The 11,375-nt window shown below is 71.3% G+C and carries 12 protein-coding genes; 3 read left to right on the forward strand and 9 right to left on the reverse strand.

Features of this window, described 5'->3' with window-relative positions:
• Window positions 1-11: 11 nt before the first annotated feature.
• Genes ACGFU6_RS09155 through ACGFU6_RS09185 form a run of 7 tightly spaced genes read right to left on the reverse strand, consistent with a single transcriptional unit; the run spans window position 12 to window position 6,724 of the window.
• Window positions 12-131 (reverse strand): DUF6893 family small protein, encoded by a 120-nt coding sequence (locus tag ACGFU6_RS09155; protein ID WP_393609240.1) that lies wholly within the window; start codon window positions 129-131, stop codon window positions 12-14.
• Entirely contained in the window at window positions 128-1,522 is a 1,395-nt protein-coding gene (locus tag ACGFU6_RS09160; protein WP_393609241.1) for a hypothetical protein, read from the reverse strand. Before ACGFU6_RS09160 ends, ACGFU6_RS09155 begins: the two co-directional genes overlap by 4 nt.
• A 34-nt stretch (window positions 1,523-1,556) precedes the next feature.
• A complete protein-coding gene (locus tag ACGFU6_RS09165; RefSeq protein ID WP_393609243.1) occupies window positions 1,557-2,240 on the reverse strand; it encodes a DUF6084 family protein in 684 nt (227 codons plus the stop codon).
• Window positions 2,237-2,890 carry a DUF5947 family protein gene (locus ACGFU6_RS09170; RefSeq protein ID WP_393609245.1) on the reverse strand — a complete coding sequence of 218 codons (654 nt, stop codon included), beginning with the start codon at window positions 2,888-2,890 and terminating at the stop codon, window positions 2,237-2,239. Before ACGFU6_RS09170 ends, ACGFU6_RS09165 begins: the two co-directional genes overlap by 4 nt.
• Window positions 2,887-3,828 carry a NifU family protein gene (locus ACGFU6_RS09175; RefSeq protein ID WP_393609247.1) on the reverse strand — a complete coding sequence of 314 codons (942 nt, stop codon included), beginning with the start codon at window positions 3,826-3,828 and terminating at the stop codon, window positions 2,887-2,889. The genes ACGFU6_RS09170 and ACGFU6_RS09175 overlap by 4 nt, the downstream gene beginning before the upstream one ends.
• Complete coding sequence (locus ACGFU6_RS09180) at window positions 3,828-5,621, reverse strand: nickel-dependent hydrogenase large subunit (RefSeq protein WP_393609249.1); 1,794 nt, start codon at window positions 5,619-5,621, stop codon at window positions 3,828-3,830. Before ACGFU6_RS09180 ends, ACGFU6_RS09175 begins: the two co-directional genes overlap by 1 nt.
• 47 nt (window positions 5,622-5,668) lie before the next feature.
• Window positions 5,669-6,724, reverse strand: coding sequence for a hydrogenase expression protein HypE (locus ACGFU6_RS09185; protein ID WP_393609251.1), 1,056 nt, complete (start codon window positions 6,722-6,724; stop codon window positions 5,669-5,671).
• Window positions 6,725-6,982: 258 nt separating this feature from the next.
• Between ACGFU6_RS09185 and ACGFU6_RS09190 the strand changes: the two genes are divergently transcribed.
• Entirely contained in the window at window positions 6,983-7,312 is a 330-nt protein-coding gene (locus tag ACGFU6_RS09190) for a hydrogenase maturation nickel metallochaperone HypA (protein ID WP_123526989.1), read from the forward strand.
• A gap of 3 nt (window positions 7,313-7,315) precedes the next feature.
• Entirely contained in the window at window positions 7,316-8,101 is a 786-nt protein-coding gene (hypB, locus tag ACGFU6_RS09195; protein ID WP_393609253.1) for a hydrogenase nickel incorporation protein HypB, read from the forward strand.
• Between the two features lie 58 nt (window positions 8,102-8,159).
• Here hypB and ACGFU6_RS09200 read toward each other — a convergent pair whose 3' ends face one another.
• Complete coding sequence (locus tag ACGFU6_RS09200) at window positions 8,160-8,936, reverse strand: VOC family protein (protein ID WP_393609255.1); 777 nt, start codon at window positions 8,934-8,936, stop codon at window positions 8,160-8,162.
• A gap of 233 nt (window positions 8,937-9,169) precedes the next feature.
• Between ACGFU6_RS09200 and ACGFU6_RS09205 the strand changes: the two genes are divergently transcribed.
• Entirely contained in the window at window positions 9,170-10,021 is an 852-nt protein-coding gene (locus ACGFU6_RS09205) for a sulfurtransferase (RefSeq protein WP_393609257.1), read from the forward strand.
• Between the two features lie 94 nt (window positions 10,022-10,115).
• Here ACGFU6_RS09205 and sepH read toward each other — a convergent pair whose 3' ends face one another.
• Window positions 10,116-11,180, reverse strand: coding sequence for a septation protein SepH (gene sepH / locus ACGFU6_RS09210; protein ID WP_393609259.1), 1,065 nt, complete (start codon window positions 11,178-11,180; stop codon window positions 10,116-10,118).
• Window positions 11,181-11,375 lie beyond the last annotated feature (195 nt).

The following is an 11,375-nucleotide window of genomic DNA, read 5'->3' on the forward strand; positions in this document are numbered from 1 at the left end:
GTGGAGGCGGCTCACATCGACCGGATGCGCAGATAGCGGCGGACGTCGGGGATCGACTTGACGCCGACGCACACGGCGACCAGCGCCACGGCCGCCGCCACGCCGGCGGTGATGATGCCCAGGGTCTTCACGATCGGTTCTCCTCTCGGTGCCGCGCCGTCTCCTGGACGGTCAGCGGGGTCAGTTCGTCGGGTGCGAAGTAGAAGTAGCGGCCGTACCAGTCGTGCAGGTCCGACGCCGGGTCGTCGACGAGGACCAGGGCGACGTGCGTGCCACCGTCCACGTCCGAGAGCACCGCGGTCACCCGGGCCACCTGGCCGGCGAAGAACAGGTCCTGCGCGTCGGCGCGCCGGGACGGATGGACGCGCACCAGGCTGTCCTTGGCCACCCGGACCCCGTCGATCACCACCGCGTCGCTGTCCGGCCGCACCGAGGCATCGGCCGCCGGGTCCCACCACGGGGCGCCCGCGGTGTCGAAGGCGGCGGACTCCACGTCGTCCGGGGGACGCGCCTCGGCCTCGGGCCGGGGCAGGTGCGGGTCGCGCAGCAGCCCGTGCAGTTCCTGGAGCGCCGAGGGAGACATGCCGTCGCACCGGTCGATGATCTCCCGGGCGCGCGGGTCGGTGGCCCGCGCCTCCGCCTTCTCCGCCTCCGTCATGGTCATCACCCGGAGGGTCAGGATCTCGTCGATCTCGGTCGAGTCGAACAGGGCGCCGGGGCTCTGCTCGGCGACCTCCGGGTAGTCGTACAGGATGATCGGCGCCCCGAGCAGGACGTCCGTCGTCCCCTTCGGGCCGGCGAGCACCGGCCAGCACCTGTTCTGCCGGCAGCGCCCCGCGGCGGCCGCCGCCCCGGCGGGCGGTTCGAGCAGCGAGACGAACTCCGCGTCGTGCGCCCGCAGCAGCAGATGCGCGCCGATCAGCGAGGACCGGATCGCGGCGTCCTTGGTGGCCACCGGCTCCTGGTGCTCGTTGCTCACCGCCACCGAGAGGCGCGTGCACCCGTCGTCCACGACGGCCTCCGTACGGATGCGGACCGCCAGCGGCAGCCGCCGCCGCACGATCCGGCCCACCACCGCGCCGTGCGCGTCGGTGAGCGGCTCGCTGTCCTGCCCGCCGGAGACCTCGTGGACGGTGTCCACCGCCTCACCCAGCGGCAGCGCGGCCAGCACGATCTCCCGCTCGACCGCCTCGTCCCACGACAGCACCTCGGCCCCGTCCACGGTCAGCCGCTCGACCGGCTCCTCCACCCCGTCCGCGTCCCGGCTCCGCACCTCGCGGACCTGGAGCTGGAGGAAGCGCAGATGCACGGTGACGGCGGCCGGCCCCTCGTGCGGTGCCAGCAGGACCTGGGTCTCCATCCCCGGCTGCTCACCGAAGCTCGCCGCCGAGGCGTTCGGCGGGCCGAGCACCCCGAACTGCCAGCGCGAGCGGTTCTTGTGCGAGCTCGCGCGGTACGGGTAGAGCAGATAGCCCTCGTACAGGACGGCGTCCGCGATCGAACGCACCTGGTCAAGGCTCACAGGACCACCTCTTCCGAACCCGCCCGGTCAGGGCTCATCGCGGGACCGCCTCGTCCGGGAGCGCCGGTCCGACGCCCACAGGACCCATCTCGTCGTGTCCGGCCAGGAGTGCCTGGACCGTCTCGTCCCAGCTGATCAGCCCGCGCCGGGCCCGGAAGTCCGCGAAGCGCGCCAGCACCTCGTGGTCCAGCCTGATCCACCCGGTGTTCGGGAAGTGCGCGGCCACCATGCGGCGCCACACCTCGACCGGCATGGCGTAGCGGGCCTCGCAGTCCCACGGCACCTGCTCGACCCCGAAGCCCTTGCTGCCGCGGGTGAAGACCGTGCCGGAGAACATCAGGGCGAGCGGCACCGAACCCTCGCCCAGGGCGTGCAGGTAGCGGGAGCCGATCACATCGAAGTCGTAGGTGCAGGGCAGCGCGAGATCGACCTCTGCCGACCCGCTGAACCCCTGCACCGTGGTGTCGCAGCTCATCCACTGGAACGGTTTCAGGGTGTCCGTCCAGCGCTCCCGGCCGCCGAACAGGGCGTGCAGACCGCTCTGTTCGGCATCGTCGTAGTGGCGCCGCTGCGGTTCGATACGGACCTGGCAGTGCAGCGCGACGGCGTGGATGCGCCGCCCCGTCCGCTCCTCGATCCGCAGCCTCGCCGTCAGCTGCGGCGAGGCCGCGTACGGCTCGGCGAACATGTCGAGCACGGAGAACGCGAAGTCGTTCACGGCGCCCCGATCCCCGCGGCGGGCCGGCTGCGGTCCGCCACCCGGGCGAAGAAGGCGTCCATCGCGGTGCGCGCCTCGGAGCCGCCGTCGAAGCCCCGCCACAGCGTGCGCAGCTGCCCCACCAGTTCGTAACAGGCGTCGATCGGCACCAGATGGCACGACCCGCCGCCCCCGGCCGTGCGCCGGATCAGCAGCGCCTCGACATCGGGACGCAGGCCGGCCAGCTCCGGGCTCGCCTCGACGACGGCCTCCCAGGCGTCCAGCGGCAGTTCCGACTCGGTGGCCCCGGCCGGACCCGGATAGAACGCGACCATCCGGTCCTGCACGGAGTTGCGGAAGAGGAAGGCGAGCCCGACCGGGATCTGCAGCTCGTCCCAGGCCCGCCCGTCCACGGTCAGCCCGGCGAAGTGCAGATAGCGCTCGGGCACCGCCCGGTAGCGCAACTGCGCCCCCTCGTCGGTGAACAGCAGGTAGCAGGCCCGGCAGCCGCACATCAGGGCGCGGCTGTCGAGGTTCACCACATGGGAGTGCTCCTGGCCGATCGGCTCCGCGCACATCTCGCAGCGCTCCCCGGCGGCCGGCTGCGGCCGGTCCCGGCTGAGCCGCAGCAGCGTCGACGCCGGGGACGCGGAACGTCCTGCCGCGATCACGGCGCCACCGTCACGGGCACCGACACGGAGACCTCGCCGCCCTCCGAGAGCAGCGGCAGCGGGGCCAGGTGGGCGCCGTCCTCGTCGAGGCAGACACCCGCCCGCCGCACGTCGTAGTGCGCCCGGCAGCCGGCGCAGCGCAGGATCGCGTCGCCCGAGCCGCCGCCGAGCCGCCGCGCCAGCGCCGCACCCTCGAACGGCCGCTCGCAGCGCGCGCACCGGTCCTCGAAGGCGAAGAGATCCCCGCCCACCCGGCAGGCCACCACCGGCATCCGGCCGACCTCGACCCGGGCCACGGCGCCGGACTCAAGACCCGACAGCTCCGGGACGACCTCCCAGGACGCACCGTCCCCGGGAGCCGCCCCGGCGTCGGTGTGCAGCCGCGCGAACAGCGAGTCCACCGGCACCAGCGGCTCCGCCGCCCCGGACTCCTCGGCGGCGGTCTCGACCTCGATCGAGGTGATCTCCGGAGCCGCCGCCTCCACCGCGCCCTGCACGGCCAGCTTGAGCGTGACCGAGGACGAGGGGCAGCCGTCGCAACTGCCCAGCAGCCGCAGCCGGACGGTGCCCTCGGCGGTGACGTCGAGCAGTTCGACGTCACCGCCGTGCGAACCCAGATAGGGCCGCACGCTCTCCAGCGCCTGCTCGACCCGTCTCTCCACGCCGTACGGGTGCAGCCCGTGTACCAGCAGGACACTGGCCACGAGATCGTCACCGGCCAGCGCGGCCAGCACACCCTCGTCCAGCCGCCCCTGCTCGTGCACGAGGTCGAGCAGCCGCTCGAGGCCCGCGCCGTAGAAGTCGACGACCAGCCGCACCAGTTCCTCGCTGCGCTCGCGCGCGACCGCGCCGCCCGAGCCGCTGGCGGCGATCAGGGTGTCGATGCGGTCACCGGTGGTCCGCCAGTCGGGCGCCGGCGGTGTCTCCTGCTGCGCCATCACTCGCTGCCCGCGGACTGGGTGGGGGAGTGCAGGAGTTCCAGCTTCTTGCCCTCGCCGAGATACATGTGCACGCCGCACGGCAGACAGGGGTCGAAACTGCGCACCGTGCGCATGATGTCGATGCCCTTGAAGTTCTCCCGGTCGTTCTCCTCGAAGATCGGCTGGCCCTGCACGGCGTCCTCGTACGGGCCGGGAGTGCCGTAGGTGTCGCGGGGGCTCGCGTTCCACGGGGTCGGCGGGTACGGGTGGTAGTTGGCGATCTTGCCGTCCCGGATCACCATGTGGTGCGAGAGCACTCCGCGCACCGCCTCGGTGAACCCGCAGCCCACGCCCTCCTCGGGCACCTCGAACTTCTCCCAGGTCTTGGTGTTGCCGGACCTGATCTCCGCGAGCGCCTTCTCCGCGAAGTGCAGCGCGCAGGCGGCGGCGTACGCCTGGAAGTAGCTGCGCGCCCGGTTGCGCTCGATGGTGTTGCTCCACTTCGGGACGTGCCACTCCAGCTCGACCGGGCCCTTGAGCGCGGTCTTGGGGAGGTTGATCTTGACGCTGTGGCCGGTGGCCTGGATGTAGCCGATGTCGACCAGGCCGGCCAGCGCGGTGGTCCACAGCCGGGCGAGCGGCCCGCCGCCCGTGTCGAGCGCCAGGTAGTCCTTGCCGTCGAACCACCGCGGCGACATGACCCAGCTGTACTTGTCGTCCAGGTCCCGCTTCTGGGGCTGCGGGTTGGTGTGCTGGTTCCACGGGTGGCGCCGGTCGACCGGATTGCCGAGCGGGTCGTGGGACACGAACGTCTCCTGCTCGTCCCAGTCGTTGTAGTACGACGAACCGAGCAGGATCCGGATGCCGAGGTTGATCTCCACCAGGTCGGTGGTGACCAGCTTCCCGTCGACGACGACACCGGGGGTGACGTACATCTTCCGGCCCCAGTTGGTCATGTCCTTGTACTCGAAGTTGCAGTGGTCCGGGTCCTGGAAGGAGCCCCAGCAGCCCAGCAGGATGCGCCGGTTGCCGACCTGCTCGTACCCGGGCAGGGCCTCGTAGAAGAAGTCGAAGAGGTCGTCGTGCATCGGCACGACCTTCTTCATGAACTCGACGTACCGCTGGAGCCGGGTGATGTAGTCCGTCATCAGCTGGATGGTCGCCACGGTGCCGACGCCGCCGGGGTACAGGGTGGAGGGGTGGACGTGCCGCCCCTCCATCAGGCAGAACATCTCCCGGGTCATCCGGCTGACCTGGAGCGCCTCGCGGTAGAACTCGCCGGTGAACGGGTTCAGCGACCGCATGATGTCGCCGATGGTCTTGTACCCGTGGGCCTCGGCGTGCGGGGACTCGGTGCGGTTGGCCTGCTCCAGCACCCCGGGGTTGGTCTCCGCGACCATCTTCTCGCAGTAGTCGACCCCGACCAGGTTCTCCTGGAAGATGTTGTGGTCGAACATGTACTCGGCGGCCTCGCCGAGGTTCACGATCCATTCGCCCAGGTGCGGCGGCTTCACCCCGTACGCCATGTTCTGCGCGTAACAGGAACAGGTGGCGTGGTTGTCACCGCAGATTCCGCAGATGCGACTCGTGATGAAGTGCGCGTCCCGCGGGTCCTTTCCCTTCATGAAGACCGAATAGCCGCGGAAGATGGAGCTGGTGCTGTGGCACTCGGCCACCACCTTCTGCTTGAAATCGATCTTCGTGTAGATGCCCAGGCTGCCGACGATCCTGGTGATGGGATCCCACGCCATTTCGACCAGGTCGTTCTTTCCCTGGCCTCCCCGGGCACCCTTGTGCTGCGTCGCGGTCATGTGCGCCGCCTCATCTTTCTGTCCGTTGCGGTGATTTGCGCGGTCACTTACCAGGTGCGTGTGGCGCCGGTGGTGAGTTCCCTGCCGGGCTTACGCCATTTCGGTTCGCGGTCCAGGGTGTGGGTGGTGATACGGCGCAGCCGCCGCATCGTCGACCCGTACAGCCCGACCGCGTTGGTCGAGAGCTTTCCGCCCGGGGGCTCGTCCATGAACGGCATGAACTTGTCGGGGAACCCCGGCATGGTGCAGCCGATGCAGATGCCACCGACGTTGGGGCAGCCGCCGATGCCGTTCATCCAGCCGCGCTTGGGCACGTTGCACTTGACCGTCGGGCCCCAGCAGCCCAGCTTGACGATGCACTTGGGCGAGCCGTACTCCGTCGCGAAGTCGGCCTGCTCGTAGTACCCGGCGCGGTCGCAGCCCTCGTGCACCGTCGACCCGAACAGCCACGCCGGCCGCAGCGCGTCGTCGAGCGGGATCATCGGCGCCTGCTCGGTCGCCATGTAGAGCAGGTAGGTGAGCGTCTCCGACAGGTTGTCCGGCTGGATCGGGCAGCCGGGGACGCACACGATCGGGATCCCGGCCTTGGACTTCCAGTCCCAGCCCAGGTAGTCGGGCACCCCCATCGCGCCGGTCGGGTTGCCCGCCATGGCGTGGATGCCGCCGTACGTCGCGCAGGTGCCGACCGCGACGACCGCGGTGGCCTTCGGGGTCAGCCGGTCGAGCCACTCGCTGGTGGTCATCGGCTGGCCGGTCGCGGGGTCGTTGCCGAATCCGCACCAGTAACCCTCGTCGTGCAACTGCTCGTTCGGAATGGATCCCTCGACGACCAGGACGAACGGTTCCAGCTCTCCGCGGTCGGCCTTGAAGAACCATTCGAGGAAATCATCGGCACCGCCGTTGGGGCCGCACTCGAAATCGATGAGCGGCCAGTGGACGGCGATCTTCGGGAGTCCGGGAAGGGCGCCGAGCGCGATCTCCTCGATGCTCGGCTGAGTGGCGGCGGTCAGCGAAACGGAATCGCCGTCGCAGCTCAGTCCCGCGTTGATCCACAGAACGTGGATCAGGGTGTCCTCCGCTTTTACCGCTTCCTCTGTCGGCATGAAGGTGCCGCCTTTCAGGATGACGGCCCACCGGCCATCGGCCCCCACGGATGGGTACGCGCACATTGCTACCATCACGCCTCGTTTCGGGCGGACCGGCAACACGGGGAATTCCCGGCCCGCCCCATTCCCAGGGGCCGAATGACCGCAGGCCGTGGACCGGTCGGGTGATCCCGCCGGGCACCGGTCCGGTCGGACGCGGGCGGAAGCCGCCGTCGCCCTACGGTCGGGACCACCCCAGGAAGGACGAGGCAACCGGTGCACGAGCTGGCCATCACACAGAGCGTCGTCGACTCGGTGTGCGAGCGCGCCGAGGGGCGTCCGGTCCGCACGGTCCGCGTCCGTGTCGGTGCGCTCACCGCCGTGGTGCCCGACTCGATGCGCTTCTGCTTCGGCCTGGTCACCGAGGGAACGGCCGCCGAGGGCGCCGAGCTGGAGATCGAGCAGCGGCCCGGCGCCGGCCGCTGCCGAACCTGCGCTGTCGAATTCACCCTGACCGACCTGATTCTGCTGTGTCCCTGCGGCAGCGCGGATGTGGAGATCACATCGGGACAGGAACTGCAGATCGTCTCCATGAGAGTGGGCTGAACCATGTGCGGCACCTGCGGTTGTTCCGAGGAGTCCGGCGGGACCCGGATCACGATGCTGCGGGAGGACGACGAACCGGATCACGGACATCCGCATCCGCACGCGCACCCGCATCCGCACGCCGGCCCTCAGCCGGGCGGCGCCGTGGAGACCGTCACCATCGAGCAGAAGGTCCTCGCCAAGAACGACCTCCTCGCGGAGCGCAACCGGACATGGATGACCGGGCGCGGCGTCGTGGCCGTGAACCTGATGAGCTCACCCGGCGCGGGCAAGACCACCCTGCTCGAACGCACCATCACCGATCTCGCCGGCCGCCGCCCGGTGGCCGTCATCGAGGGTGATCAGGAGACCAGGCTCGACGCCGACCGGATCGGCCGCACCGGCTGCGCCGTGGTGCAGGTGAACACCGGGGCGGGCTGCCACCTGGACGCGGAGATGATGCGGGACGCGCTCACCGCGCTGTCGCCGGCCGAGGGCTCGCTGCTCATGGTGGAGAACGTCGGGAATCTGGTCTGCCCGGCCCTGTTCGACCTGGGCGAGCGCGCCAAAGCCGTGATCATCTCGGTCACCGAGGGCACGGACAAGCCGCTGAAGTATCCGTACATGTTCGCCGCCGCCGACCTGATCCTGATCAACAAGGCCGATCTGCTGCCCTACGTCGACTTCGACGTCGAGCAGTGCACCCGGCACGCGCGCTCGGTCAACCCGGACGTGCGCGTACTGACGGTGTCCGCGACGACCGGCGAGGGCCTGACCCACTGGTACGACTGGCTCGCGGCGCAGCACTAGGGCGCGGGGACGGGCGGGGGCGGCAGCTGTCGCCGCCCCCCCGCCCGTCCCCGCCGCGTCAGCGCTTCGCGGACCGCACGATCGTGAAGGCGGCGCCCTCGGGATCGGCGACCGTGGCCAGCCTGCCGGAGGCGCCCTCCCTGGGCGCCTGGAGGATGTGCCCGCCGAGCTCCACCACCTGCTGCGCGGCCTCGTCGGTGTCCGCGACCTCGAAGTACGTCATCCAGTGCGGGCCGCGGTCCCTCGGCAGCCCGTGGCCGACGCCGTGCAGCGAGGCCACCGGGCGGCCGTCCAGGTGCAGGGTCTGGTAGTCGAAGTCGGCCGAGACCACGGCCTCCGTGGCGTAGCCGAAGACCGCCTGGTAGAACTTGGCGACCGTCGCCGTCTCCCGGGTCACCAGCTCGTTCCAGACCGGCATCCCGGGCGCTCCGGCCGTCGAGGTGCCGACGTGCCGGCCGGCCTGCCAGATCCCGAAGACAGCCCCGCCGGGGTCGGAGGCGATGGCCATCCGGCCCGCGTCGCCCGCGTCGAGCGGCCCGACACCGACCGTGCCGCCGCAGGCACGGATCGCCTCCGCCGTGAGATCGGCGTCGTCGGTGGCCAGATACGTCGTCCAGGCGATCGGGAGGTGGCGGTCGGGAGAGAGCTGCCCGATGCCCGCGACCTCCTCGCCGTCGATCAGTGCCCGGACGTACGGGCCCAACTGCTCCGGGCCCGGTCCGAACTCCCAGCCGAACAGTTCGGCGTAGAAGTTCTGGGTCGTGTCCAGGCCATGCACGATCAGGCTCACCCAGCAAGGTGTTCCGGGTGTACGCCGAGCGGCAGCCTCGGTCATCGTCACTATCTCCTCGGACCATCGTGGTGGCCGTACGGGGGAACGGGGCCTGCGCGCCGTCGTGCGGTACGGGATGTGTACGCCCCGTGCAGATGCTCGCACCACCCGGCGCCCGATGCGCCCCGGCCGCGCCGCACTTTCCGTGATCTCGACGGACGAGGTTCCGCTTTGTGCCGGTACGACCATTTCGTCGTTGTTACGGGTGGGCAGGCCACTGCGCGAGGATGGCTCCCATGAAGCCCATCATCTCCGCATCCGAATGTGTGAGCGAGTCGGCAGGGCCTCGGCCGCCGGTGCTCCTGGACGTACGTTGGCAACTGGGCGGCCCGCCCGGCCGGCCCGACTACGAGGCCGGGCACATCCCCGGGGCGGTCTTCGTCGACCTGGAGGGCGAGCTCGCCGCCCCGCCGGGCAGCGGCGGCCGTCATCCGCTTCCCGACCCGGCGGAATTCGGTGCGGCGATGCGCCGTGCCGGGGTCCGCCGGGACAGTTCGGTGATCGTGTACGACGGCGGCCAGGGGTGGGCGGCGGCCCGCGCCTGGTGGCTGCTGCGCTGGACGGGGCACCGGGATGTCCGGGTGCTGGACGGCGGTCTCGCGGCCTGGACCGGCGAGCTGTCCAAGGAGATCCCGGTCCCCGTCGAGGGCGATTTCGTTCCCGGGCCGGGGGCGCTGCCGCTGCTGGACGCGGACGGCGCGGCGGCCCTGGCGCGGTCGGGCCTGCTGTTCGACGCGCGGGCCGCCGAGCGCTACCGGGGCGAGGTGGAGCCGATCGACCGGGTGGGCGGGCACATTCCCGGCGCGGTCTCGGCCCCCACGACGGAGAACGTCGGGGCGGACGGGCGCTTCCTGCCCGCCGAGGTGCTGGCCGCACGCTTCGCGGGGCTGGGCGCACGCTTCGCGGGGCTGGGTGCCGAACGGGGCGCTTCGCAGGTCGGCGTCTACTGCGGATCGGGGGTCTCCGGCGCGCACGAGGTGCTGGCCCTGGAGGTCGCCGGGTTCACCGCCGCGCTCTACGCGGGCTCCTGGTCGCAGTGGTCGGCCGACGAGTCCCGTCCGGTCGCGACGGGCCCCGAACCCGGCTAACGGTACGGCCGAGCGTGACCGGGACGAGGGGGTCCGGCCACGCGGCGTGACCGGGCCCGTACGTGCTCGCGTACGGGCCCTCGTCATGCCTCGGTCAGTCCTGCTTCTTGCGGCGCGTGCCGAAGACGATCTCGTCCCAGCTGGGCACCGCGGCACGGCGGCCCGGCCGGACGCCGTCCGCCTCGGCCTGGCGGTCGGTCGTCCCGGTCAGCCGGTCGCGGTGACCGGCCACCGCGCGGGGCATCAGCACGTCCGCGTAGGCGGAACCGGCGCCCGCGGAGGCCGCCGGGGCGGGCGGCTCCTCGGCCTCCGGCTCCTGCGCGGCGGGTTCGATCGCCGGGGGCTCGGGCGGTGCGGGGCGCTCCGGTACGACCATGTCGCCGCGGAAGCTGGGTACGGCCTCCAGGAGGCTGGTCAGCGAGTCGCGTTCGCTCGCGGTGACCCCGCCGACGCGCTCCTCCGGCTCCGGGGCGGGCGGCGGTGCGGGGCGCTCGATCTGCCGGTCCAGGGCGCGGTCCAGCGGCCGGTCGCGCGGCAGCCGGGCGATCCGGGGCACGAACGGGAAGCTCGGTTCGGGCGCGGCGACGTCGTCGGTCTCACCGATCAGCGAGCGCGCCTCGTCGTCCACGGCCTGGACGAGCCGGCGCGGGGCGTCGTACGTCCAGCTCGCGGAGTGCGGTTCACCCGCGACCCGGTACACCAGGAGGACCTCCCAGGTGCCGTCGTCGCGGCGCCACGAGTCCCACTGGACGGTTTCCCTGTCGGCGCCGCGCAGCAGGAGGCGCTCCTGCACCGCCTCGCCGAGCTGGGGGCCGGTGTTCTCGCCGGGGCGCCGAACCGGGGTCTTCCGGGCCCGCTCGGCCATGAAGGCGCGCTCCGCGAGTACGGGGCCCTCGAAGCGGCGGACGCGGTCGACCGGAATCCCGGCGAACTGGGCGACTTCCTCCGCCGATGCGCCGGCTCGTATCCGGGCCTGGATGTCCCGGGGGCGGAGGTGGCTCTCCACCTCGATCTCGATCTGGCCGAGCCGCGCGCGGTCGTTGCGCACGGCGGCTCGCAGCCGCTCGTCGATCGGGAGGGTGTACTCCGTGCTGTCTGCAGCCTTGAGCACCAGTCGTGTGCCGTCGTTGGAGACGGCCACGACACGCAGTTCGGGCATGGGGACCTCCCGGGTGGTGCCTGCCGACGTCACGTGCGTCGCTGCTTCCGCTAGTCGAGTGTGACCTGCCCGGGTGCAGCCTGCCACAACATTGCCGTGTTGCCCGGCGTGTCGGGCGTGAGCCCTTGATCGCCGGTATGACACGGTGACCTCTTGCGCAACACAAAGTGACCGTTGGTCACTCCGCGTAGCCGG

Source organism: Streptomyces sp. NPDC048462 (assembly GCF_043200175.1).
Classification (GTDB): domain Bacteria; phylum Actinomycetota; class Actinomycetes; order Streptomycetales; family Streptomycetaceae; genus Streptomyces.

Bases quoted from the DNA above. Each gene is read 5' to 3' on its own strand.
- hypB (WP_393609253.1), top strand. From the start codon at position 7,316: ATGTGCGGCACCTGCGGTTGTTCCGAGGAGTCCGGCGGGACCCGGATC.
- ACGFU6_RS09180 (WP_393609249.1), bottom strand. From the start codon at position 5,621: ATGACCGCGACGCAGCACAAGGGTGCCCGGGGAGGCCAGGGAAAGAAC.
- ACGFU6_RS09185 (WP_393609251.1), bottom strand. From the start codon at position 6,724: ATGCCGACAGAGGAAGCGGTAAAAGCGGAGGACACCCTGATCCACGTT.
- sepH (WP_393609259.1), bottom strand. From the start codon at position 11,180: ATGCCCGAACTGCGTGTCGTGGCCGTCTCCAACGACGGCACACGACTG.
- ACGFU6_RS09200 (WP_393609255.1), bottom strand. From the start codon at position 8,936: ATGACCGAGGCTGCCGCTCGGCGTACACCCGGAACACCTTGCTGGGTG.
- ACGFU6_RS09205 (WP_393609257.1), top strand. From the start codon at position 9,170: ATGAAGCCCATCATCTCCGCATCCGAATGTGTGAGCGAGTCGGCAGGG.
- ACGFU6_RS09175 (WP_393609247.1), bottom strand. From the start codon at position 3,828: ATGGCGCAGCAGGAGACACCGCCGGCGCCCGACTGGCGGACCACCGGT.